A 25261-nucleotide genomic window follows, 5' to 3' on the forward strand; every position below is an offset into this window, starting at 1 on the left:
GGGGCGGCGAAAGCGGCGTAAAGGAGTTATAGAATTAGATAATGTGTTCAAATATTGAACATTAACTTCTGAATAAATGATTGTTGCCGTTTTCATAATAATAGTAACTCTAAATCGTCGGCCGTAGCCCCTTTCGTTAACTAGATGGTACAATATTACATAAAAAGTACGTAGATAAGGTTAAAAAAAATAAAAAAAACTAGAATTATACGATTTTCGCAAAATCTTATCATCTTATTTAGCATAAACGCAATTAATAACAAATACTTTTCAAAATCGATCAATACTAAAAAACTACGTTCAAATAGTATATACATAAGCAACAGGTATCTAACAATATTAATTAAAGTCATCCTATACTAAAACAAATAATTATCGTTATGCATATAGTCACTTTAAAAGTAGGGCTTAAATATACTTTAGAATTAATGTTGTTGTAATGTTTAAATCCTGTTAATCAAAATAATTATGAAAATCAGCAAATTAAAATACATTCCAGTTGTAGTGTTATTTATATTTTCTTTAACCAATTGTTCCTCAGATAACGACGAACCCGAAAACCAAGAACAAGACGAGGGAGATACAACCGATGGTGATATCACAGACGGGGATGGAGAAACAACTTCAGACATACCCTATGAAGTTTTAGAACTCAAAAATTGGAAAATCACTCTTCCAAGGGATTTCAATAATGATGGTATAGCTGATGAAGTATATTTAGACAAAAGTAGAAATGATTTTGAGGGAGATCCTAGTTTCAAAACATATAAAGACGAATTCTTTTTTGTAAAAAATAAGAATGTGCTATTTTCTTGCCCTTCACTAAAAGACATTCCTACTACCGGAAATTCTTCAAATACAAGAAGTGAGCTAAGAGAAATGCCTTCTGATGAAAGTGGTGAAAAAGGTTGGGACGCCAATGACAACAGTATAAAAACATTAGATTTTAAAGTAAAAATAGTACAAACCTCTTCTACCAAAAAATTTGCATTTGCGCAGATTCATGATTTCAAACAAGATGTTTGGGACGATATTTTAAGAGTACAAATACAAAGTGATAAACCAAATGCCGTAGAAGGAGACACAGGTAGAATATACTTATTAGGAGATGTTATCGAAGGCAGAGCGACAGATGGGTTTCCTATAGATTTTAGGAACAGCAACTATGCAGACAGGTACATAAAAGATGATTATGTTCTCGGAGAATGGTTAACTATTAAAATAACAATACAAAATAGCATTTTGAAAATTTACTTAGAAGATATGAATATGCCAATTCGTACCTATACAAATATAACATGTAAGAGCAACTATTATAAAGCAGGGGTTTATAATCAATCTGTTAACTTAGATAGTAACGGCAATGGTATAGCAGAATTTAGTGAAATAAATATCTCTGAAAATTTCTAAAGAATAAATGTACTTTTCCCCTTATCACCTAACCATTAATTTCATAATTAATTAACTGTTTTTTAAACGAATAATCATTTTTTATTTGTAAAAATCAATAGATTATTATAAATTGGTCAACCAATTAGGGTATTAATAAAATTTTAACACAAACACTATGAAAAACTATCGCAAAACCCTGAGCTATTCATTCATTGCAATAACTCTAGGATTATTTACAAGTTGCACCACAGATATTGAATCGCTAGAACAACTTGAAAGCATTCAGAATTCAGATGCTAAAGCATCAGCTAGCAAACTCAATATTTCTTCGGTATCTGCAAATGGTGATGACGGTAACAGACCCAGTAATACTTTAGATGGCAATCTAAATACGCGCTGGTCTTCTAACGGGAGAACAGGGAAATACATTACTTATGATCTCGGTTCTTCAAAAAAAATATCAAGTGTAAAGCTAGCTTGGTTTAAAGGAGATCAAAGAAAAGCATATTTTAAAATACGCGTTGGTAATTCTACTTCTAATTTATTCACCGTAGTCGATAGAAAATCTCAGGGAAGCAGCGGATCGACTCGTCAACTAGAAACTTATAATTTTAATGAAGTTAGTGCTCGATATGTCCGCATTTCAGGCTTCGGAAACTCTAGTAATAGCTGGAACAGTTTGACCGAAACCGAGATTTATGGTTCGGGAGATGGCGATGGTGGCGGTGATGGCGGTGGCGACGGCGGTGGAAACACTCCTTATGATCTACTTGGGCTTAAAAATTGGAAATTAAATGGATTAAGCGGAACACCATCGAATAACAGCTATGTAGATGCTATTCCAAATCTAAGCTCTTATACAAATAATAATTGGTTCTTTTTAGATAATAATTGGGCGATATTTCAAGTATGGGCAGGAAGTGATACTTCTTCAGGTTCAGGAAATCCAAGAATGGAGTTAAGAGAACTAACCGCAAACGGGAATAACAATATTTTCTGGGATGGTACAACTAGCAAAGAACATCGAATGAAATGGAAAGTAAGAGTAGATCGTTTACCTAGTTCAGGAAAAGTTTGTTTTGGACAAATACATGATAAGACCGACTTTTTTGACGATGTTATTAGAGTGCAATGTCAAGGAAATGCAAATCAAACCAGTGGCAGCGTTAAATTAAGAATTAATGGATATGTTACAGAAGAACTCGAAGGTGGAGGTAAAACTGTTGGTAGTTTTAACCTAGGAGAAGAAATGTACTTTGAATTAACTTATAAAAATAGTGTTGTAAAATTATACGAACTTAATAGTAGTGGTAATAGAATAAAAACCATTTTTACTTCGCAAAAAGCTGCAGCCAAACAAAACTATTTTAAAGCAGGTAATTACTTACAATCAATGAAAGGAAAATCTTATAAAAGTTCTGATTTTGGTCGTGTAGGAATTAGCAAGTTAGAGGTATTTCATTAATCCTTCTTATATAGGATAAATACTATCCTAATGTCACAAAGCCGTCTGATTTATTTTTAGGCGGTTTCGTTTTTTTTACAAAAATTGAGGCTTTTTAAATTTATATTGATAATTTTAATATTATTTTCTTGGAAGAACAAGGTTCTTTCTTAAGAAAAATGATCTAAACAATTAAAATTTGATATGAAATTGAATGTTATTGACAACACTGAAAAACCCACTAAATCAAAAACTAGTCCAGAAGAAGTTATCATCTCTAAAATAAGAGAATTAATAGTATCTAAACAACTAGAACCTGGTGACAGACTTCCAGCAGAAAGAGATCTTGCTAAGAGATTTGGAGTAAGTCGAAATCAGTTGCGTCAAGCTATTCAACGATTAGAATTTTATGGCCTTGTTAAAAAGTACCCTCAGAGCGGTACTCGAGTTTCAAATATTGGTGTAACAGCACTTAACGGAATGATGTCTGATATCCTTCAATTGCAAAATCCGGATTTTAAATCTTTAGTAGAAACTAGGATAATTCTAGAAACTAATGCTGTAAGGATAGCAGCAACTCGACGAACAGAAAATCAAATCTATCAAATACAAAAAGCACATGAAGCCTATAGCGAAAAAGCAGTTAAAGGACTAGATGCTATAGAAGAAGATTTGATGTTTCACCTTAAACTAGCTGAGGCTAGTAATAATACAGTTATCAATTCTCTTATGCTGATTATTACTCCCGAAATAATCACACATTTTGTAAAAAACAAAGTTTGTAATAAAGAAGAGAACTACCTGCTAATTAAAGAACATCAGGATATAGTAGATGCTGTTAAAGAAAAAGATGTTGAAAAGGCAGTAGCGAATCTAAATAATCATTTCAAAGAATTACATAGATATTGTAATGAGTAAGAAATCAATACTCTTTCTTTTTTACAATAACAAATAATAAACAACCACTTCTTTTTGAAGTTACTATTAGACAAAACAGTTTTTTTTGTCAAAAAAGTAGGTTCTTAACGTCTTTTTTAGACATTTCATCAAAAAAATAACGATACTTTATTTGATTATTGATTTATATTTTTATTTTTGGTTAACCAAATTGGTAAACCAGTTAATTTAATGAAAATAAAAATCCTTTTTTGTATACTATTAAGTATATCGTTCTATGCATGTAATAACAATGCATCAAAAAAAAACAATAGTATTATTAGCTCTGTTGATGCATTTAATGAAGCATTAAAAACTATACAACCCGGAGACTCTATTGTTTTGTCAAAAGGCATTTGGAAAGATGCAGAGTTATTATTTGAGGCTAAAGGAACTAAAGAAAAACCTATTACTCTAACTGTAGAAGAAAAAGGCGCAACAACTTTAGAAGGAGCGTCCTACCTAAGAATGGCCGGTGAATACTTAGTGGTAAGTGGATTGGTTTTTAAAAACGGCTTTACTCCTACTTCTGAAGTGATTTCATTTAAAAAAGATAAAAATAATTTTGCTTCAAATAGTCGTCTAACAGAATGTGTAATTGATAATTACAGTAATCCTGAAAGAAGAGAACAGGACTATTGGATTGGTATCTATGGAAAAAACAACAGAATAGATCACAATCATATCGAAGGAAAAAGCAATCTTGGAGTTACAATGGCTGTGCGCCTTAACTCAAAAGAATTTATTGAGAATCATCACCAAATAGATCATAATTACTTTGGTCCAAGACAAACCTTAGGCTCAAATGGTGGAGAAACACTCAGAATAGGAACAAGCCATCATTCCTTAAGCAATTCTAACACAATTGTTGAGCACAACTACTTTGATCGATGTGCCGGTGAATTAGAAATCATATCTAGCAAATCTTGCCAAAATACATATCGTAATAATGTATTTTTCGAATGCCGAGGAACCTTAACTATGCGTCATGGAAACGAAACCAATGTTAACAATAACGTGTTTATTGGTAACGGGGTACCAAGTACAGGTGGTATTCGTGTCATAAACGGAAAACAAACTGTAGAAAACAATTATGCAATAGGCCTTACAGGTTATCGTTTTGGAGGTGCATTAGTAGTAATGAATGGTGTTCCAAATTCACCATTAAACAGATACTTTCAAGTAAGTGATGCTAAAATTAAAAACAACACTTTTATTAATTGTGATTATATACAATTATGTGCAGGAAGTGATGCCGAACGTAGTGCAACACCTATTAATTCTGTAATGCATAACAATATTTTCTACAATGAAAATAAAGATGATTCATTTACAGTTTATGATGATATCACGGGTATTGATTTTCAAAACAACCTTATTAGCCCCAATACAAAAGGAATTTCAAAAAATGGGTTTACAGCCACAAAGTTAGTGCTGCAAAAAAACAATTATGGTTTGTTAGCTCCAGCAACAACTCCTACACCAGGTCTTGGTGCAATAATTAAAGGTGAGATTCCATCAAAAGAAACTACAGGTGCATCCTGGTACCCAAAAGTTAACAAAACAGCTTCTTTTAATTCTGGTAAAACAATACATGTTAAACCTGGTATAAATACATTATTTGATGCTGTAAAAAATTCTGCGCCTGGTGATATAATTAAACTAACAGCTCAAGATGGATATCTACAAACGAAAACGATTGAAATAAAACATCCTATTACAATATCAACTTCCTCAAAAAAATCAACTATTACTTTTGAAAAAAAATCATTGTTTGACATTCTAAATGGAGGAAGTTTGAAATTAAACAACCTTATTTTTGATGGAAAAGAAGCTCCAGATTATGCTGGAAATGCTGTGATTAGAACTAGTAAATATTCTATGAACAAAAATTATAAACTACTTATAGATAATTGTGATTTTAAAAATCTAAATATCAATCATTCATATGATGTTGTAAAAGTATTCAAGAATACTATGGCCGATACAATTAGTATTACTAATGCTACATTTAAAAATATTACCGGTAATATACTCTCGTTAGATAAAGAAATTGGCGAAAATGGGATTTTTAATGCAGAATTCGTAATCCTAAAAAACAATGTATTTTCCAATATTGATGGTGCTGTATTAAATTTGGTTAGAGATGGCCGTGATGAAAGTACATTTGGACCATTTCTTACTTTCGATCATAATGTTTTGGACAATGTTGGTCATGGTAAACGAAATAAAAACAAAAAATCTATTTCTTTAGTGGGAGTACAAAATGCCATTATAAAAAATAGCATTTTTAATAACAGTAAAGGTATTCAAATGCACTTAGTAGTAGGCGGTCCTATTGCTAAGGTTCATCATACAAACTTTTTTAAATCTGAGAAAGTAGTAGTTACAGGAGATCAAAAATATGAAATAGGAACCATCTGGTCTTTAGATCCAAAGTTCGAAAACATGGAGACTTACTCCCTCACGAACAACTCTGAATTAACCAACAAAGGAGATGATAATTTAGATATCGGAATACTAAAAAAATAACTATGTCAAGATCAATCACACAATCGTCATCTTTTATAAATTTTTATTACTCTTTTTTTGTTGTTTTCTCTATCGCCTTCTCTATACATGCTAATGCACAAGAACATCCCAATTTAATATTAACAAAAAGCGGAGTTGAAACTATTAAAAAACAATTAGGGACTATCCCAATTTTTGATACAACATTAAACAAGGTAAAAAACGCCATTGATCAAGAAATCGCTTCTGGCATACACGTACCTATTCCTAAAGATATGGCTGGGGGATATACACATGACAGGCATAAAAAAAACTGGATAACCCTGCAACAAGCTGGCGTATTATACCAACTTTTAGCTGATGATAAATACGCTAAATATGTTCATGATGTTCTAAAGGAGTATGCAAAAATATACCCTACCCTACCCTTACACCCACAAACAAGATCTTATGCAAGAGGGAAAATATTTTGGCAATGCTTAAATGATTCTAATTGGTTAGTCTATGTAAGTCAAGCTTATGACTGTATTTATGATTACTTATCAAAAAAGGAACGTGATAATTTAGAGAAAAACCTGTTCATCCCGTACGCTAATTTTTTATCAGAAGGAAGTCCACAATTCTTTAATAGAATTCACAATCATAGTACATGGGGCAATGTAGCGGTAGGAATGATTGGGTTGGTTATGGATAATCAAGAATTAATTGATCGTGCATTATATGGGTTAAAAAGTGACAACATTGATCCCAATCAAAAAGACAATGATGGCGGTTTTATTAAAACTAAGGGTCAAAAGACAGGCTTCTTAGCTAATTTAGACGAGCCTTTCTCTCCAGACGGATATTATACTGAAGGTCCATACTACCAAAGGTATGCTATGTATCCATTTATGATTTTTGCAGAAGCGCTACAAAATAAAAAACCAGAGTTAAAAATATTTGAATATAAAAACGGGGTACTAATAAAGGCTGTTTACGCACTGTTAAACTTAACAAACGCTAATGGTGAATTTTTTCCTTTAAATGACGGACAGAAAGGAATGTCTTACTATTCTAGAGAATTGGTATCAGCGGTAAATATTGCTTATCATTTTGGAGGAAACGACCCTTCTCTTCTTAGTATTGCAAAGCAACAAAATAGGATACAATTAGATGACACAGGACTCTCTGTAGCCCTAGGTATACAACAAAAAAAAGCAAAACCTTTTATCAAAAAATCTATAGAACTTAGAGATGGGTCAGATGGCACTCAAGGTAGTGTAGGAATTCTTCGTTCTAAAAATCAACAATTTGGCTTAGTAATGAAATATACCGCCCAAGGCTTAAGTCATGGACATTATGATAAATTATCATTTTCGTATTACAATAAAGGAAATGAAATACTGCAAGATTATGGGCTTGCTCGATTTGTAAACATCGAACAGAAAAATGGTGGAGGCTACCTTAAAGAAAATAAAACTTGGGCTAAACAAAGTATCGCTCATAACACTATTATCCAAGACGAAATCTCGCATTTTGAAGGTAAATTTAAAATTGGAAGTACGCATCACTCAGAAAAATATCTTTTTGATGTATCAAACCCAAAACTCCAAATTGTAAGTGCAAAAGAAGACAATGCATACCCAGGTACAAATCTTCATAGAACCATGCTCGTACTAGAGGATAATGATTTTGAAAATCCACTAGTAATTGATGTTATGCAATTTAAATCTAAGACTACTCATCAATTCGATCTACCTTTTTACTATAATGGACAAATCATTGATACTAATTTCGAATACTCAAGTCCCGAAACACTAACTAAAGTAGGCGAAAAAAATGGGTATCAACATCTATGGTTGGAAGGAAAAAGTATATTGAAAGAAGAAAGAACACTTCAAACTACATGGAAGACAAATCAAACATTTTATACCTTATCAACATTAGCAAAACAAAATGATGAATTTTTATTTACAAGGATTGGAGCCAATGACCCTAACTTTAACTTAAGAAGAGATCCTTCATTCCTCATAAGAAAACCTAAACAAGAAGAAGGTGTTTTTATTAGTGTTGTAGAAGCCCACGGATCATATAACTATGTTACCGAGATAGCAAATAATGCGCATAGTAACATTAAAAAAATTACAAAAAACAGTACCAAAAATAAGAACTATGTTTCTTGGTCTATACTTACTAAAAAAGACAAAAAACATACTTTCGTTCTATGCACCACGGATTCAAATAACAAAACATCACACACAATTACTATAAATGGAAAACCCTTTTCTTGGGTTGGCCCTTACACACATAACAAGGAAAATTAATTTTATATTTTTTAACACTTATCACAATGGAAAGTTTTGGATCGAGTAAAGAATTTATCATCGGAGATGACATTAAATGGGAAACAGTTGGCGAAGGAGTACAACGACAAATTATGGGTTATGATGATAAAATAATGTTAGTACATGTCAAATTCGAAAAAGGATCGATAGGCCCTATTCATGATCATCACCACTCTCAAGTTACCTACGTACAGAGTGGTCAGTTTGAAGTTAGTATCAATGGTGAAAAAAAAGTACTTAAAGGTGGAGACTGTTTCTATATTCCCCCACATGCACCACATGGAGCAGTATGTCTAGAGGCCGGAGTACTTATAGATGTTTTTAGCCCTATCCGAGAAGATTTTATGCAATAAAGAAAGTGTACAAAACATTTGTTTAGTAGTATAATATCAATATGATAATATTTTAATAGTCAAAATAGATACTTCGGAAATTTTAACATTAAAACTTAGTATATTTTTTTATTTAACATTAAAATAACATATATTTGGTAAACCAATTTGGTTACCCAATTTGGTTTACCAACAAAAACACTCTAACACTTTTAAACATGAAATCAAAAAACAAACAAATGAAACTTATTTTTTATTAAAAAGAAAAAAGGACAGGCGCACACCTATCCTTTCAAATTACTTCTTTTAGGAGGGAAGTAAAATTAACATGCATGCACTAAATTAATTGCACATCACTCTACAAAAATACGAAATTTCGTTTAAATGGTGATGGCTTTGTAATTAATAAAATGGGGAGAATCAAGAGCACTACAGTGTTTATTCTTCATTAAGATATTTAAACAATATCAAATTAAATTGTAGGAACATAACATTATCAAGATGAATTTAAAAATTAAACTAATTTTTACCGTCCTAATTTTATTCCAATTTTCTTTGTTGGCCCAGGACAATACGCTGACAGTTTCTGGTAAAATCACAGATGGAAAAGAAGGAATACCTTTACCTGGTGTAAACATTCTCGTTAAAGGAACGAGTCAAGGTACTTCAAGTGATTTTGACGGTAATTACTCAATCAAAGTAAAGGAAGGAGATATTCTCGAGTACCTCTACGTTGGGTTTAAAACACAGACAGTTACAGCTACAGCCAGTAAAACTATTATAGATATCGTATTACAAGAAGACGCTGCAGAACTTGAACAAGTTGTAGTAATAGGTTACGGTACACAGAAAAAATCCTTACTTACTGGGGCTATTTCAAAAGTAGTTAATGAAGATTTAGATCAAATTGCAGTATCTAGGGTAGATGAAGCCTTGATCGGTCAGGTTTCTGGGGTAAATATCAGAACCTCTGAAGGTGAAGCTGGTTCTGCACCTACCATTCGTATTAGAGGTATTGGATCAATAACTTCAAATAACGGGCCTTTAGTAGTAGTCGATGGTGCTGTTGTTGATTCTGACTTTTTGACCAACTTAGATATGAACAATGTAGAGTCTTTTGAAGTACTTAAAGATGCTGCCTCAGCCGCTATTTTTGGTTCTAGAGGTTCTAATGGTGTAATTCAAATCACAACCAAACAAGGTAAAGAAGGTAAAGCAAAATTTACATATAATACGTTTACAGGGATTAAAGAAGGTAGACGAAGCGATGCATATGATATTGATTTTGAAGCCGAATTGGAGCGAGAAAGGCAAATAACAGGTGGGCTTTCTTTAGGGAGTCAATTTAGACAATTGATAAATGCTGAAAACGATTGGCAAGACATCGTTATAGATGGAGGTGTAATCCAAAGCCATAGTTTTAGCGTACGAGGAGGTACTAAAAAAACTAAATATAATGTCAACTTAAGTTATGTTAATGATGATGGTGTATTGTTAACAGATAGTTTTGAAAGATACCAAGCGCAACTTAAAATTAACACACAACTTACGGATAAATTGAAGATAGGAACTAGTTTTTCTCCTTCCTACTCAAAAAGACGACGATTTAGTGCAACTGGTGTATATGATGTTGTACGACAACCTTCTTGGGTACCAACTCGTTTAAATGAATCTAACATAGGCTTTGTTAATCGTGTTCGTGACGGAGGTAGATACGCTGATGCTCAGATTGGGGACTATGTATTACAAAGAATGTTTGATGATTTTGAATATCCTGCTGGGGCTACAAGTATTTTTGATGCTGCCGGTAATTTTCAAGGAGTTCCAGTCACTAGTGGGGTTGATATTAGTAATACAAGCAATATAAATCCATTAGCAAAATTACTCGAACGTCAACGTTTCGAAAATAGATATAATTTTTATGGAAGTTTATACGCGGATTATAAATTTACAGATGACCTAAGTTTTAAGTCAACTTTTACTACAACGTATGAAAATAGAATAAACACTGATTATCGTGGTATTAACTCTTCAAGGCAAGGTGCCTCTCGTGCATCTGCTTCTTATGATACACGTAGTAGATATGCTTTAATTTCAGACAATATTTTAAGCTTTAACAAAACAATAGGAAAACATTCAATAAACGCAATTGCTGGTATTTCTCTGGAAAACAGATTTTTTGAAGAGTCTCAAATAGAAACTAGTGGATTTACCTCGGACGTAATTCCTAACGTTGGAGGTGGGTCAATCATTAATGATGCAACTGCTTTTGACTATGAAAACTTCTTAAATGGATTTTTAGGTAGAGTTATTTATTCTTATGACGACAAATATTTATTTAATGCAAGTATCCGACGAGATGGTAGTTCTATTTTTGGACGAGATGTAAAATATGGTAACTTTCCAGCATTATCTGCTGGTTGGGTTGTTTCAAATGAAAAATTCATGGAAAACGTGGATTGGATTAACCAACTTAAGCTTCGTGTTAGTTGGGGTATTACAGGTACAAATGCAATTAATACAGGTTCTTTCTTAACGGACAACTACCCTTCTCTTGCTTTATTGCAACCATCTAGTGGTGTTGTTGATGGTGCTATAACAAATGGTTTTAATCCTGCTAATATTCCTAATGCTCTTTTACAATGGGAACAATCAGAAGAAATTAATCCTGGGATTGATTTTGGATTCTTTAACAATAGAATTTCTGGTTCATTCGATTATTACAAAAGAACTAGTGATGAATTACTGATTGATAATCCTGTGGCAGGAACTACAGGTTTTACTTCAGCCCTTGTCAATATAGGTAAAGTTGAGAACGAAGGATTCGAAGTAGAATTACGTACAAGAATTATAAGTACCGAAAAATTTAGATGGGAAGCAACTCTAATTGGATCTTTTAATGAAAACACTTTAGTAGACTTTGGAGACTCAAACGGTCAAGTGGTTAACACAAATGATGGTAGTAGATTAGTTGAATGGATCAACTTAGTAGGACAGCCTATCTCATCTTTCTATGGTTACGTGTATGATGGTGATATTCCATTTGAATCTCTAAATGACCCTTTTAGACAAGTAGGTAACAGAACTCAATTCGCATATGCTAAAGATTTGAATGGTGATGGTCTGATAGACGAAGATGATAAAACTATTTTAGGGGATCCTTATCCAGATTTAATTTGGAGTTTAGGTAATAGTTTTAAGTTTGGAAACATGGATTTTAGTTTCTTGTTTCAAGGAAGTCATGGAGCCAAAACTTATAATTTAGGAGATCAATATGTTTTTGACTTTTTTAATAGCAATACTGTAGATTTCGATAGAAATAACACACCAAATCAAGAGTTTCTGGTGCAACGTATATTCACAGATCAATTGGTACAAAACGCAGGTTATCTAGCTTTGCGTACAGTAAGTTTGGGATTCAATTTTCCTAAAGACATCACTTCTAATTTAAAGTTGAGCAACCTAAGGTTATATGCTACTGGTCAAAACCTATTATTTATCACAGCCAATGATTATACAGGTTGGAATCCAGAACATGTGCGTCAACTAACACCATTAACCTTTGGTTATCAAAGAGGTGGTACGCCAATACAGCAAACAATAACTCTAGGAGTAAATGTCGAATTTTAACATTCAAAAAACAAAGCTTATGAAACGAATAAAAATATATTCATTGTTTTGCTTGACCGTGCTCCTATGGTCATGCGATTTAGATACAGTGCCAACTTCCGCTGTTGATATTGATAACTTTTTCAAAGATGATGAGGAAATAAGAGCAGGAATAATCAATATCTATAACGCCCTACAAGGCAGCAACCCCTTAGAAGGAGATGGTGGTTTTAATAACCCACATTTAGCCATTCAAATTGAATATCAAATGGCTGAGACTTTAAGTGATAATTCAAGGACAAAAAGTGGATCTCCTCAAGGTTTCGATTTTGAGACCTTCACGGTTACACCACAAACGGCTGCAGTAATTACATATTATCGTAGTATGTACAGAATTATTTTTACAGCTAATGTCGTTTTGGAGAACTTAGAAAATGCATCTAGTGAAAACGCAAATAAGTTTGAAGCAGAAGCACGCTTTTTAAGAGCCTACGCTTACTTTAATTTGGTACGTTTCTATGGAGATGTTCCCTTGGTGGATAGAGTTCTTGAATCTGCTGTTGCGGAGGATATAGAAGCTTCTTTTACCAGAGTTGATGAAAGTCAAATTTATGAACTAATTATCAACGATCTTCAATTTGCTGTAGCTAGCGATTTGGATAACAGTTTTAGAACAAGAGCATCAAAGGCTGCTGCTCAAACCTTTCTTGCTAAAGTATATCTTACCCTAGGAACCAATTATTTAGATGCTCAACGTCTGCTAGAAACCGTAATTGCTGGTGGTGAATATAGTCTTGAATCCAATTTTTCAGATATTTTCTACAACGAAGCCAATGATGAAACCATATTTGCTATTGGTTTTAGTAATGATATGGTAAATGATAGTCAAGGTTTTTCTGCAGAATTTCTTGATGCTGTGGGCCGAGGTACGGGATCAAATTATGCAACAGCAGAGCTTGTAGCTGCATTTGATGCTTTTGGTGGTAACAGAGGGCAATTTACGTTTAGAGAAGATCCAGGAAATCCAGGGTTATTCCAAACCGTAAAATTCTTACCAATAGTCGACGAAAACCTAGGTTTACCAACAAATGCACCTTCTAACCCAAGAATTGCCGGTAATGACTGGATTGTAACACGATATGCAGATGTATTATTACTACATGTTGAAGCCATTCTTGCGGGCGGACAAGATACTAGTGCTCCAGCAGCGTTGGCTTCTTTCCAAGCTGTTCGGGATAGAGCAATCCCTCAAATGATACCAGATCCAGCTGACGACACAATGGAGATAGTTAATCCTGATTATGTTTTGGTAACAAATATTACAAAACAAATGTTGATGGATGAAAGACGCGTAGAATTGGCTTTTGAAAATCATCGATTCTTAGATTTAAAACGTTTTGGCGTAGCACAAGAGGTTTTATCTGCCTTTTCAACAGCAAACAATTTCGAATTTCAGGCTACGGATTTATTACTACCCATTCCTGGTGCAGAAATTGCTATTAGTCAAGGATTGTTAAAACAAAACCCAGGGTATTAAACATAAAATATAACGTTATGAAAAATATAGTTTTAAACTACATATTGATATCAAAAACCCGTATCGCTGTACTTTTGGTTTTTATGATAGCCTTCATCTCTTGTGAATTTGTAGACGAATTACCTGAGGCTAATTCTATTCCTGATGAAACACCACCAACTGCATTCTTTACGTTTACAAATGGTGCAGAAATTGAAACCTTTACCCAAGTTACTTTTGCTAATCAATCAGATAATGCTACTAATTATAGCTGGGATTTAGGTGATGGTAATACTTCGACCGAAATAGATCCAATGAATACCTATCCAGGAGAAGGTTCTTATACAGTAACGTTAACCGTTACAGATGCCTTAAATCAAACTTCAACCCATTCCGAAATCATAGAATTGATTGAACCAGATGCCCCTGCCGTTTTAGATCCTGTAATAGTAAACCCAGGTTTTGATCGACTGGCTAGAGAAGGTTCTACTAACACTTGCAGTTGTTCTGGATGGATTAGTACAGATCTAGGCGAGCAAGGTGAATCAAGTAGTGCTAATGGTAATACCGAATTTTTCCTTAAATTGGATAACGCAGAACCAGACCACGCGTATCAAGAATTTGCAGTAACACCAAACGCAGAATATAGAGTAGAAATTCCCGTACTTTTCCAATCAGATAGAGATGGAGACAGGCCTAGTCAATTGGAAATAAGAGTACTATCCGGAGAAGGATATGTTGCTGATTACACTCCAGAGTATATCACCGATACTGCAGTAAAGCCCAGGAAAGATTTTGGTTACAGAACCATTTCCCAAGTAGAAGATATGAACAATAACTTATTCACGGAAGTTCTGGATAATGATAATACTTCAGAGTTTAGAATTTTCTCTTTCGTATTTAATTCTGGTGCTAATGATAGTGTTGCCCTTTTTATAAGAGGCATCGGTAATTCTGATCCTCCAGAAGATCCAGCGGACTTTGCTAGATATGGATATTCAAGTGGTGATGAAGAAATACGTGTTGATTCTGTAACTATTACAGCGGTTAATTAAATTATATAATGAAAAACATTCAAAAAAGTATATTATCATTTTTTGTAATAGTATTTCTATCTGCAAATGCTACTTGCCAAATTCAGGCAAGTAGCGTTACAGATTCGAATGTTAAAAAGGAAAAAAGAAAAAAGAAAAAGAAGTATCGGTTACCCAAAATAGATTTAAGTCATTGGAAAGTTACTCTGCCTATCGGAAAACCCGATGAAGTTAAGCCTCCAGAAATATTGGATTATGCAAACAATGATGTACTTAAAAAATACATGTATAATGACTCAATAGATGGCTCATTAGTCTTTTATGCTTTTCCAGGTTCTAAAACTGCTAATACCAAATATTCCCGATCAGAATTACGAGAACAGATGGTGCCTGGCGATAATAAGGTGAATTGGACTTTTGAACAAGGAGGGGTAATGAGAGGAAAACTTAAAATGGGAGAAATTTCCAAAGATAAAAATGGAAAATATCATAAAACTATTATTATGCAAATCCATGGTAGGTTAACAAATGAGCAACGTGATCTTATTGGACAAAAAGATAATAATGCACCACCGATATTAAAAATCTATTGGAAAGAAGGGAAAATTAGAGTAAAAACCAAAGTATTGAAAAACCTGGCGGCATCAGAAACCGAAATTTTGCAAACAGATGCCTGGACAGATGACAAAGGATATACTTTTAAAGAAAAAGTAGGCTTTAAAAAATTCACTCTAGAAGTAAAAGTATCAAAAGGTAAAATGGTGGTTTCACTTAATGATAATGAATTTGCTGTTTACAAGGACATCAACATCAAAAGATGGGGAGTTTTTGAAAACTACTTTAAAGCAGGAAATTATCTCGGGACAAAAAACAAAGATGCTTTTGCACGAGTGAAATTTTATGAATTAAAAGTCAATCATTAAATCTTGGGCACAATAACCCATGTTCATGAATCAATATGAAGTTTGAATTAGTCAATAATTAGGTTCTGTTAACCCTATTTATAGGGTTAGCAAAATCTATAAAACACCCAAAATAAGTTGTTTAATAATCGAATAAAGTACTTATTATTTAATTTTTTTTAATAATAAATATTTTTATAAATTTGGCAAACCAATCTGGTTAACCAATTTATCTGATATACATCATATCCACTATGAAGCTAGAAATATTATCAAAAAATGAGAATCAGGAAATCCAGAAGGGAATTATCTCTAAATTAAGGGATTTGATAAATTACAAAAATCTAGAACCTGGTGACAAATTACCTTCAGAAAGGTCTTTATCAGAAAAATTTGAAGTAAGCAGAAGTAATATTAGAGAAGCTATACAAAAATTAGAGTTTTATGGTCTTTTAAATACTATACCGCAAAGCGGAACTTTTCTTGCTAACATAGGGGTAATAGCTATGAATGGTATGATAGAAGATATTTTAAGACTAGATGAACCCGACTTTAAATCTCTAGTAGAAACAAGAATTTTATTAGAGTTAAAAACCGCAAGGTTAGCCGCTTTAAGAAGAACCGATGATGACTTGCAATTACTTAAACAAGCACTTGATGCATACACCCTTAAAGTAGAATCAGGAGAAGATGCTGTACAAGAAGATTTGCTATTCCATTTAGCTATCGCAAAAGCGAGTCATAATACAAGTATGAATGCATTTATGTTACATATAACTCCAGAAATTATTACAAATTTCGAAACATATCATGTCTGTGATGGAAATCAAGCATTCTTAGGTATTCAGGAGCATAGAGATATTTTTGATGCCATAAAAAATAAAGACCCTAAGCTAGCCAAAGAAAAAATGAAAAAACATTTCAAAGTACTATACCAATATTGTTATAATAAAAATGTCTAATTACTATCAAATATCATACTCTAATAAACATAAACACTCAAAATCAGGATGAAACTAAAAGGATTACGTTGGTGGATAATAGGCCTTGTCTGTTTAGCTACAATAATAAATTATATAGATAGATCTGCGCTTGGAATAATGTGGCCAGAAATGAAAAAAGATCTTGGTCTAACAGAAGAAGATTACGCTTGGATTATTAACATATTTACGATCACCTATTCTGCAGGTAAGTTTATTTCGGGTAAAATATATGATAAAGTAGGTACCAAAATTGGTTTTGTATTATCGATTTTCTTTTGGTCATTAGCTTCTTTACTTCACTTCTTTGCTAGAGGATTAGTTTCTCTGGGAATTTATCGAGGTATTTTAGGTGTATCTGAAGCTGGTAATTGGCCAGGAGCAGTTAAAAACAACGCAGAATGGTTTCCTATTAAGGAGAGAGCTATTGCCCAAGGTATTTTTAATGCCGGTGCCGCTATCGGTTCTATAGTAGCCGCTCCAACAATTGCCGAATTGTTTGAAGGTTATGGCTGGAGATGGACATTTATAATTATCGGAGTATTAGGATTTTTATGGATTATACCTTGGTTAATTTTCAATAAAGCACAACCTAAAAAACACCCGTGGATAACAAAAGAAGAGAAACTATTAATTACTTCTGGACAACCAGAACTTAATCAAGAAGACGATAATCAAAAAGGATTGCCTCTTTCTAAAATACTTGGGTTTAAAGAAGTATGGGGTGTATTAGCTTCAAGATTCTTTATTGAACCTATATGGTGGTTATTTGTTTTCTGGATGCCTATTTATCTAAATAAAGAATACGGATTTAATGTAAAAGAAATAGGCTATTATGCATGGTTTCCATATGTAGGTGCAGCCATCGGTAGTATTGTAGGTGGATGGTACGCTCAAAGGTTAATGAAATCTAAGACTGTTGACAGCGCGAGAAAAAAGGTAATCGCTATTGGATGTGCAATCATATTCGTAGCAATAATTGGAGCAATACTATTTGCAGATACACCAGAAAAATTTGTGTCTTTTGTATTTGTGGTATTATTTGGGTTCCAGTTTTCTATTAGTAATATACAAACACTATCAAGTGATCTTTTAAAAAGTAAATCAGTAGGCTCTCTAGCGGGTTTGGCTGGAACAATCGGTGCTATATCTGTGGTTATTATGAATTATTTAATTCCAAAAATAACAACAGTGTCATATACTCCAGCTTTTGTTATTCTGGCTGTATTGGCACCATTAGCAGCATTATCAATATTTGTTTTAATAAAAGAGATAAAACCATTAGAAAAGTAATCAATTAAACATAAACTTAAAAAAATGAAATCAAAAGGAAAAGTTGCCTTAATAACTGGGGCCACCGGAGGAATAGGCTATGAAGTTGCAAAAAGACTAGGCAATGACGGATATACTGTTATTTTAAATGGTATAGAAGATGAAAAAGGAGCTCAAAGAATAGAAGAACTTACTGCTCTAGGAATAACTTGCGAGTATTATGGATTTGATGTTACAAATGAAGATCTTGTTACTTCAAACATAAATACAATTGGAGAGAAATATGGTAAAATCGATGTACTTGTAAATAATGCAGGTGGATTAGGCGGTAGATCTCGTTTTGAAGGTATGACAACAGAGTTTTATAGATCTGTAATGGCTCTAAACCTTGATTCGACATTTTTTGCGTCAAGAGCTGCTATACCATTTCTTAAAAAAGGAGAAAATGCTTCTATAATTAACTATACGTCAAATGCCGGATGGACAGCAGGAGGCCCTGGAGCTGGAATTTATGGAACTTCTAAAGCTGCGGTAAATGCAATAACTAGAGCATTAGCAAAAGATTTGGCTGAATATGGTATCAGAGTAAATGCAGTATCACCTGGTACAATCGATACTCCATTTCATGAACAAATCAAGTCAACAAAACCGGAAGTTTTTGCATCGTGGAAAAATAATATATTACTTGGAAGATTAGGTCAACCAGAAGATGTAGCTTCTGTTGTGTCTTTCTTAGCTAGTGATAATGCTGCTTTTTTAACTGCTGAAACTATTCAAATTGGTGGTGGACAAGCTTTAGGAATTTAAAAATAAAGAAGAAAACTATAAAATAAGAGGCTGTTTAGTCATTTATTAATCATCTTTATTATTAAAAAACAACGTTGATATAAATGGAAGGCTAGTTAAAATTTAGATTCCATTTATATCAACTTAAATTAATTCAACAATGAATAAAGTAGTAACCTTTGGAGAAGTTTTAATGCGCATAGCTCCTTTGGGAAATAAAAAATTAAAACAAACCAACCAACTAGAGTACTACTTTGGAGGTACAGAAGCAAATGTTGCTATATCACTTTCTCAATTCGGAAATCAAACACAGCATGTAGGTGCAGTATCTAATGATTTTGTAGGAGATGCTGCAAAAAGCTTTTTACAGAAATTTGGCGTTAATACAAGCGCAATACACAATTCTCATCATCCTTTAGGATTATATTTCCTTGAAGTAGGAGCAGTTATGAGATCTAGTACTATTGCTTATAATAGAGCGCACTCTGCATTTTCTAATATTGATCCAAAAAAAATAAACTGGGAAGAAATTTTAAAAGATTGTCAATGGTTTCATTGGACTGGGATTACCCCTGCTCTATCTCTTAACGCATATCAAGCACTAAAAGAAGGTTTAACTGTTGCCAATCAAAAAGGAATTCCTATTTCTGCAGATCCTGCGTACAGAAAAGACCTATGGAACTACGGAAAAGATGCTAAAAAAATATTAAATGAATTAGTTGGACTATCTACTATTTTTATTGGTGGTCCAAATGAAATTAATGAACTACTTAGCACCAAATTTTCATATGAAAATGATGATTTCATAAAGGGTAGTAAATTACTCCTTAAAAAACATACTAATATCCAAAAGGTATTTGATAAAACAAGAAAATCAATAAATGCAAATTGGCATAAAATACAAGCCAGAATGTGGAATGGTTTAGAGTTTTTGGAAACAAATGAACTAGAAATTACGCATGTGATAGATAGGATTGGTACAGGAGACGCTTATGCCGCAGGATTAATTCATGGTTTATTGCATTACGACGATACAAAAGCATTGAAATTTGCTAATGCATCTTGCGCAATTAAACACACCATCGAGGGAGATGCAAATTTAGTAACTGAGCAAGAAGTAATTAGTATCATAGAAGGTAATCTTTCTGGAAGAATAATAAGATAATGGCACAATATACAAGAATAGAAGTAGCACAAGTAATGAAAGAAACAGGGATTGTTCCCTTGTTTTATCATTCTGACATAGAAATCGTAAAGAACGTAATCAAATCGTGTTATGACGGAGGCGCAAGAGTATTTGAATTTACAAACCGAGGTGATCATGCTCAGGATATATTTTCTGAAGTATGTAAATGGGTAACTAAAAATCTTCCTGGAATGATTTTAGGAATTGGATCTATAGTAGATCCAGGAACCGCGTCCTTATTTATACAGAACGGAGCTAATTTTATAGTATCTCCTATTCTGAACCCTGAAATTGCCAAAGTATGTAATCGCAGAAAAATAGCCTGGCTTCCGGGGTGCGCAACATTATCAGAAATTAATTACGCAGAAGAATTAGGCGCCGAAATAGTAAAAATATTTCCTGCCAGTCAAGTTGGTGGCCCTAATTATGTTAAAAGCATAAAAGCTCCTTGCCCATGGTCTAGTATAATGCCAAGTGGTGGAGTTAGTCCAGATGAAAAAAACCTTTCTGATTGGTTTAACGCCGGTGTTCATTGTGTTGGAATGGGATCCAAACTAATTGTTAAGAAAAATGAAATTGAATTCGATTATAAAACGATTACTGAATTAACTAAAAAATCAATAGATATTGTAAATACGTTAAAAGAAGAAAACTAATTTATGTAGTGTGTGTGTTATGTAAAACTCTAACTTAAATTAGATTACAGTTGACATTAACGGTGTCAAAAATACCCTTATAATTATTTTATAAGGGTATGTTTTTTTATTCTATAAAATTACTTTTCAAAAAGTAGTTTATTAATTATCACCAAAAGTAAATAACAATCCTATATTTAAAGTAATATCTGAAATAGATGCATCATTTACTTTACCCGCACTTAAGTAAGCAGCATTCATATTAAGAATACCATATTTAAAACCAAGTGCCGGACGAAGTGCAAAATTAGACTCGCTGTCTCCTTCTACTGTACCACCTCCATTTGCAATCTCTACTTCTACCGAGCCTACTGTAGCCAAACCTAAACCAAGACTACCATAAGGTTTAAACTTAGTATCTGTAAAGAAATATCTACCATTAAGCATATAACTTCCTAATGCTAAATTACCTACACTAGCACCATCGAGATCACCACCAACTAAAAAGTCTCCTTGGTATAATATAGAAATATCAATTCTTTCGGTAACACCATATCCTAATTCAAAATGAGCAGAAAGACCTCCATCTAAAAAATCAGCAGCATCTCCTGAAGGAACGGCATACCCAACACCAAAACCAAGTTTAACTTGAGCATTTGCAGCAGTAATACTTAATAATGCAATTGCAGTAAATAGTAAAATTTTTTTCATAATAGATTTAGTTTTATCGTTTAAATGCGCTAATATATCGATAAAAAGCATATTATTAACATTTTATTAATAAAAATTACTGTTTAAATCTATTTTGTACCTAAGTAACCCATACGTTATGAACGGTTAACAATGGATCAATATATTAAGTAAGTATCTTGAAATTCGAGAAAAATTAAACCAAAAACTGAAAAAGATCTGGTTTATCATTTAAATAATCACCAAAGAAATTTAGATCTTTCATTCTACAAACCAAAGGTTCTAAATCTTTTTTATCCTTTAACTCTATCCCTACAACAGCAGGACCATTTTCTCTGCTAGATTTCTTTGAGTATTCAAAATGGGTAATATCGTCATTAGGTCCTAGTACTTCTCCTACAAACTGTTTTAACGCTCCTGCTCTTTGCGGAAATCGTACAATAAAGTAATGTTTCAAATCTGCATATAGTAAAGCCCTTTCTTTTATTTCTGCCGTGCGCGTAATGTCATTATTACTTCCACTTACAATACAAACAACATTTTTACCTTTTATTTTATCTTTATAAAATTCTAAGGCTGCTAGGGTAAGTGCACCTGCCGGTTCGACTACTATTGCATCTCTATTGTATAAGTCTAAAATAGTTTGACATACTAGCCCTTCTGGAACGGTAAACATATCAGACAAGTGTTCTTTACAAATCTCAAAATTAAGATCTCCAACCTTTTGAACCGCAGCTCCATCAATAAACTTATCTATATTTGAAATTTCTGTATTTACATTATTCCTTATCGATGTTAACATTGAGGGTGCTCCTTTTGGTTCGATACCAATAATTTTAGTATTTGGTGATAACGCTTTTATTGCACCACATAGGCCTGATGCCAGCCCACCTCCTCCTATTGCTACAAAAATATAGTCTATAGGAACATTTGTTTGTTTACATATTTCAAGACCAATTGTTCCTTGTCCTTCTATGGTTTTAGGATCTTCAAAAGGATGTACAAATGTTTTTCCTTCGGATTTGCAAATTTTCATTGCGGCTTTTGAAGAGTCATCAAAAGTATCTCCTTCAAGTACTATTTTCACATGCTCACCACCGAACATTTGAGTTTGAGCAATCTTTTGTTTTGGGGTAACTGTAGGCATATAAATAGTACCTTTGATACCTAAATGATGGCATGCAAAAGCTACACCTTGAGCATGATTTCCTGCACTAGCGCAAACTACCCCTCTTTCTAATTCTTCCTTACTAAGAGAGCTTATTTTATTAAATGCCCCTCTAATCTTATACGATCTAACACGTTGAAGATCTTCTCTTTTAAGCAAGATATTGGCATCATATCGTCTAGAATACCTAATACTATTCATAAGAGGAGTTTCCATAGCAACATCTTTAATCATAGAAGCTGCTTTTTGGATATCTTCTAATTCAGGAAAATAAGTGGTGGTCGCTACATTCATTTGTTCTTACGTCATTTTCATTTTGCTAGTCTGGATCCATTAAAGGTACACAATACACATCTCAAAAACTTTAACAGACCCCGACCAGACAAAATTTAGTGGTTATTCACCTTAGTTGGTTAAACTATGGGTTTCATTGCCGTCATCGATGCTCTTAACTTTGCACCGATACGTTCTATTGGGTGATTTCTTAATGCAGCATTAACTTCAATTAATTTTGCATTATCAACACCATTATTTTTTCCTTTGTCATATGCTTCACCGATAACATTGGTATCAATATTTTTCATAAAATCAGTTAGTAATGGTTTACATGCATGATCAAACAAATAACAACCATACTCAGCTGTATCAGAAATAACTCTATTCATTTCAAACAACTTTTTACGTGCAATCGTATTCGCGATTAAAGGTGTCTCATGTAAAGACTCATAATACGCTGATTCTTCTATAATTCCTGAATCCGTCATTGCTTCAAAGGCTAATTCTACTCCGGCTCTTACAAATGCAACCATAAGTACACCATTATCATAGAATTCTTGTTCAGAAATCTCTACATCACCTGCAGCCGTTTTTTCAAATGCTGTATTTCCTGTAGCTTCTCTCCATGACAAAAGGTTCTTATCATCATTACTCCAATCTTCCATCATTGTTTTTGAAAAATATCCAGATATAATATCATCCATATGTTTTCTAAACAGGGGGCGCATTATATCTTTTAGCTCTTCAGATAATTCAAAAGCCATAATTTTTGAAGGATTCGATAATCTATCCATCATATTTGTTATTCCTCCATATTTTAATCCTTCGGTAATAGTCTCCCAACCGTATTGTATTAACCTAGAAGCATAACCAGCATCAATTCCTTTTTCTATCATTTTATCAAAACACAAAATTGATCCTGTCTGTAACAAACCACATAAAATTGTTTGTTCTCCCATGAGATCAGATTTTACTTCTGCTACAAATGAAGACTCTAATACTCCTGCTCTATGCCCTCCTGTGGCTACTGCATAAGCTTTAGCTTGATCAAATCCATGATTTTGAGGATCATTCTCTGGATGCACCGCTATTAAAGTAGGAACACCAAATCCTCTTTTATATTCTTCTCTTACTTCTGATCCTGGGCATTTTGGTGCGACCATAATTACGGTTAAGTCATCTCTGACCTGCATACCTTCTTCTACAATATTAAATCCATGAGAGTAAGATAAAGTTGCTCCTTTTTTCATTAAAGGCATCACCGTATTAACTACTTGTGTATGTTGTTTGTCTGGAGTAAGGTTAATTACCATATCTGCAGTAGGAACAAGTTCCTCATAAGTCCCTACAGTAAACCCATTATCCATAGCATTTTTATATGATTGTCTTTTTTCTTTAATTGCAGCTTCACGTAACGTATAAGAAATATCAAGTCCAGAATCTCTCATATTTAAGCCCTGATTAAGTCCCTGAGCACCACATCCTACAATTACAATTTTCTTTTGTTTTAGAGCTTCAACACCTTCTGAGAATTCATCTGCATTCATGAATCGACATTTTCCTAATTGTGTTAACTGGTCTCTTAATGATAGCGTATTAAAATAATTTGCCATTTCTGTTCTAATTTGTTGTTGCCTCCTTTTTGGAAACTTGATTTAATTTTGATTTTAGTTGTGTCTTTATATTATCTCTCAATTCAAAAAAACTGAGATTAGCATGTATTCCTTAAATTTTATTCAACTTCTTCTGTAAAGCTTTCTAATATTTTAGAGATATGCATTTTATCTTTAGTGACTGCAATTCTACCTGATCTCACAAATTGCATTAATCCATGAGGTTCTAATTTATGATATAACGCTTCTACTTCTCTTCTTCTTCCTGTCTTCTCTATTACAAAAAACTCTGGTGTTACCGTGACAATATTTGCGTTGCTATTTTTTATAACATTTTGAATCTGACGTTCTTCAAACAGTAATCTTGATTCTACCTTAAATAAAGCTGTTTCTTGATATATGATTTCTTCTTCTCTATGATAGAAAGCTTTAATAACTTCAATTTGCTTTTCTATTTGCCCGACTATCTTCTTTACTTGTTCCTCGGTAACCTTTATAGCTATCGTAAATCGAAATACATCTTTAATCTCTGATTGAGATGCAGTCATACTATCCAAATTAATATGACGTTTTAAAAAGATTGCAGATATTCTATTAAGCAATCCTATGTTGTTTTCGGTATAAACCGAAATCGTATAATTCTCTCTTTCCATAA

The 25261-nt window shown here is 33.2% G+C and carries 19 protein-coding genes; 15 read left to right on the forward strand and 4 right to left on the reverse strand.

The genetic code is table 11. From position 1 onward, the window contains the following. Positions 1-468: 468 nt before the first annotated feature. The 15 genes from AWE51_RS06390 to AWE51_RS06460 all read left to right on the forward strand — a co-directional run bounded on the left by AWE51_RS06390 (position 469) and on the right by AWE51_RS06460 (position 20880). The gene (locus tag AWE51_RS06390) at positions 469-1410 is read left to right on the forward strand and encodes a polysaccharide lyase family 7 protein (RefSeq protein WP_066311168.1); all 942 of its coding nucleotides are present in this window, start codon (positions 469-471) and stop codon (positions 1408-1410) included. 157 nt (positions 1411-1567) lie between these two features. After that, positions 1568-2857 carry a polysaccharide lyase family 7 protein gene (locus AWE51_RS06395; RefSeq protein ID WP_066311170.1) on the forward strand — a complete coding sequence of 430 codons (1290 nt, stop codon included), beginning with the start codon at positions 1568-1570 and terminating at the stop codon, positions 2855-2857. Between the two features lie 183 nt (positions 2858-3040). Next, a complete protein-coding gene (locus AWE51_RS06400; RefSeq protein ID WP_066311172.1) occupies positions 3041-3754 on the forward strand; it encodes a FadR/GntR family transcriptional regulator in 714 nt (237 codons plus the stop codon). 210 nt (positions 3755-3964) lie between these two features. Continuing rightward, positions 3965-6304, forward strand: coding sequence for a chondroitinase-B domain-containing protein (locus AWE51_RS06405; RefSeq protein ID WP_066311174.1), 2340 nt, complete (start codon positions 3965-3967; stop codon positions 6302-6304). A gap of 2 nt (positions 6305-6306) precedes the next feature. Further along, complete coding sequence (locus AWE51_RS06410) at positions 6307-8586, forward strand: heparinase II/III domain-containing protein (protein WP_082832345.1); 2280 nt, start codon at positions 6307-6309, stop codon at positions 8584-8586. 26 nt (positions 8587-8612) lie between these two features. Further along, positions 8613-8960, forward strand: coding sequence for a cupin domain-containing protein (locus tag AWE51_RS06415; RefSeq protein ID WP_066311176.1), 348 nt, complete (start codon positions 8613-8615; stop codon positions 8958-8960). 480 nt (positions 8961-9440) lie between these two features. Next, positions 9441-12569 (forward strand): SusC/RagA family TonB-linked outer membrane protein, encoded by a 3129-nt coding sequence (locus AWE51_RS06420; RefSeq protein ID WP_066311177.1) that lies wholly within the window; start codon positions 9441-9443, stop codon positions 12567-12569. Between the two features lie 19 nt (positions 12570-12588). Continuing rightward, positions 12589-14085 (forward strand): RagB/SusD family nutrient uptake outer membrane protein, encoded by a 1497-nt coding sequence (locus AWE51_RS06425; protein WP_066311659.1) that lies wholly within the window; start codon positions 12589-12591, stop codon positions 14083-14085. A 17-nt stretch (positions 14086-14102) separates the two neighbouring features. Next, positions 14103-15119 (forward strand): PKD domain-containing protein, encoded by a 1017-nt coding sequence (locus AWE51_RS06430; RefSeq protein ID WP_066311178.1) that lies wholly within the window; start codon positions 14103-14105, stop codon positions 15117-15119. An 8-nt stretch (positions 15120-15127) separates the two neighbouring features. Continuing rightward, entirely contained in the window at positions 15128-16021 is an 894-nt protein-coding gene (locus AWE51_RS06435; protein ID WP_066311181.1) for a polysaccharide lyase family 7 protein, read from the forward strand. A gap of 233 nt (positions 16022-16254) precedes the next feature. Beyond that, positions 16255-16962 carry a FadR/GntR family transcriptional regulator gene (locus AWE51_RS06440; RefSeq protein WP_066311183.1) on the forward strand — a complete coding sequence of 236 codons (708 nt, stop codon included), beginning with the start codon at positions 16255-16257 and terminating at the stop codon, positions 16960-16962. Between the two features lie 48 nt (positions 16963-17010). After that, positions 17011-18273 (forward strand): MFS transporter, encoded by a 1263-nt coding sequence (locus AWE51_RS06445; protein WP_066311185.1) that lies wholly within the window; start codon positions 17011-17013, stop codon positions 18271-18273. A 24-nt stretch (positions 18274-18297) separates the two neighbouring features. Continuing rightward, the gene (locus AWE51_RS06450; protein ID WP_066311188.1) at positions 18298-19059 is read left to right on the forward strand and encodes an SDR family NAD(P)-dependent oxidoreductase; all 762 of its coding nucleotides are present in this window, start codon (positions 18298-18300) and stop codon (positions 19057-19059) included. A gap of 139 nt (positions 19060-19198) precedes the next feature. Next, the gene (locus AWE51_RS06455; RefSeq protein ID WP_066311189.1) at positions 19199-20203 is read left to right on the forward strand and encodes a sugar kinase; all 1005 of its coding nucleotides are present in this window, start codon (positions 19199-19201) and stop codon (positions 20201-20203) included. Next, the gene (locus AWE51_RS06460) at positions 20203-20880 is read left to right on the forward strand and encodes a bifunctional 4-hydroxy-2-oxoglutarate aldolase/2-dehydro-3-deoxy-phosphogluconate aldolase (protein ID WP_066311191.1); all 678 of its coding nucleotides are present in this window, start codon (positions 20203-20205) and stop codon (positions 20878-20880) included. Before AWE51_RS06455 ends, AWE51_RS06460 begins: the two co-directional genes overlap by 1 nt. A 141-nt stretch (positions 20881-21021) precedes the next feature. Here AWE51_RS06460 and AWE51_RS06465 read toward each other — a convergent pair whose 3' ends face one another. The 4 genes from AWE51_RS06465 to ilvN all read right to left on the reverse strand — a co-directional run bounded on the left by AWE51_RS06465 (position 21022) and on the right by ilvN (position 25259). After that, on the reverse strand, positions 21022-21570 hold the full coding sequence (locus AWE51_RS06465) for an outer membrane beta-barrel protein (protein WP_157766033.1): 549 nt from the start codon (positions 21568-21570) through the stop codon (positions 21022-21024). A 175-nt stretch (positions 21571-21745) separates the two neighbouring features. Further along, a complete protein-coding gene (ilvA, locus tag AWE51_RS06470; RefSeq protein ID WP_066311200.1) occupies positions 21746-23011 on the reverse strand; it encodes a threonine ammonia-lyase IlvA in 1266 nt (421 codons plus the stop codon). A 119-nt stretch (positions 23012-23130) separates the two neighbouring features. After that, entirely contained in the window at positions 23131-24606 is a 1476-nt protein-coding gene (gene ilvC / locus AWE51_RS06475; protein ID WP_066311202.1) for a ketol-acid reductoisomerase, read from the reverse strand. Between the two features lie 119 nt (positions 24607-24725). Next, entirely contained in the window at positions 24726-25259 is a 534-nt protein-coding gene (gene ilvN, locus AWE51_RS06480) for an acetolactate synthase small subunit (protein ID WP_066311204.1), read from the reverse strand. Between the last annotated feature and the right edge of the window lie 2 nt (positions 25260-25261).

Source organism: Aquimarina aggregata (genome assembly GCF_001632745.1).
GTDB lineage: Bacteria > Bacteroidota > Bacteroidia > Flavobacteriales > Flavobacteriaceae > Aquimarina > Aquimarina aggregata.

What these genes read in the sequence shown, in the direction of transcription:
- AWE51_RS06390 (WP_066311168.1), top strand. Translation starts at nt 469, where the DNA reads ATGAAAATCAGCAAATTAAAATACATTCCAGTTGTAGTGTTATTTATA.
- AWE51_RS06395 (WP_066311170.1), top strand. Translation starts at nt 1,568, where the DNA reads ATGAAAAACTATCGCAAAACCCTGAGCTATTCATTCATTGCAATAACT.
- AWE51_RS06400 (WP_066311172.1), top strand. Translation starts at nt 3,041, where the DNA reads ATGAAATTGAATGTTATTGACAACACTGAAAAACCCACTAAATCAAAA.
- AWE51_RS06405 (WP_066311174.1), top strand. Translation starts at nt 3,965, where the DNA reads ATGAAAATAAAAATCCTTTTTTGTATACTATTAAGTATATCGTTCTAT.
- AWE51_RS06410 (WP_082832345.1), top strand. Translation starts at nt 6,307, where the DNA reads ATGTCAAGATCAATCACACAATCGTCATCTTTTATAAATTTTTATTAC.
- AWE51_RS06415 (WP_066311176.1), top strand. Translation starts at nt 8,613, where the DNA reads ATGGAAAGTTTTGGATCGAGTAAAGAATTTATCATCGGAGATGACATT.
- AWE51_RS06420 (WP_066311177.1), top strand. Translation starts at nt 9,441, where the DNA reads ATGAATTTAAAAATTAAACTAATTTTTACCGTCCTAATTTTATTCCAA.
- AWE51_RS06425 (WP_066311659.1), top strand. Translation starts at nt 12,589, where the DNA reads ATGAAACGAATAAAAATATATTCATTGTTTTGCTTGACCGTGCTCCTA.
- AWE51_RS06430 (WP_066311178.1), top strand. Translation starts at nt 14,103, where the DNA reads ATGAAAAATATAGTTTTAAACTACATATTGATATCAAAAACCCGTATC.
- AWE51_RS06435 (WP_066311181.1), top strand. Translation starts at nt 15,128, where the DNA reads ATGAAAAACATTCAAAAAAGTATATTATCATTTTTTGTAATAGTATTT.
- AWE51_RS06440 (WP_066311183.1), top strand. Translation starts at nt 16,255, where the DNA reads ATGAAGCTAGAAATATTATCAAAAAATGAGAATCAGGAAATCCAGAAG.
- AWE51_RS06445 (WP_066311185.1), top strand. Translation starts at nt 17,011, where the DNA reads ATGAAACTAAAAGGATTACGTTGGTGGATAATAGGCCTTGTCTGTTTA.
- AWE51_RS06450 (WP_066311188.1), top strand. Translation starts at nt 18,298, where the DNA reads ATGAAATCAAAAGGAAAAGTTGCCTTAATAACTGGGGCCACCGGAGGA.
- AWE51_RS06455 (WP_066311189.1), top strand. Translation starts at nt 19,199, where the DNA reads ATGAATAAAGTAGTAACCTTTGGAGAAGTTTTAATGCGCATAGCTCCT.
- AWE51_RS06460 (WP_066311191.1), top strand. Translation starts at nt 20,203, where the DNA reads ATGGCACAATATACAAGAATAGAAGTAGCACAAGTAATGAAAGAAACA.
- AWE51_RS06465 (WP_157766033.1), bottom strand. Translation starts at nt 21,570, where the DNA reads ATGAAAAAAATTTTACTATTTACTGCAATTGCATTATTAAGTATTACT.
- ilvA (WP_066311200.1), bottom strand. Translation starts at nt 23,011, where the DNA reads ATGAATGTAGCGACCACCACTTATTTTCCTGAATTAGAAGATATCCAA.
- ilvC (WP_066311202.1), bottom strand. Translation starts at nt 24,606, where the DNA reads ATGGCAAATTATTTTAATACGCTATCATTAAGAGACCAGTTAACACAA.
- ilvN (WP_066311204.1), bottom strand. Translation starts at nt 25,259, where the DNA reads ATGGAAAGAGAGAATTATACGATTTCGGTTTATACCGAAAACAACATA.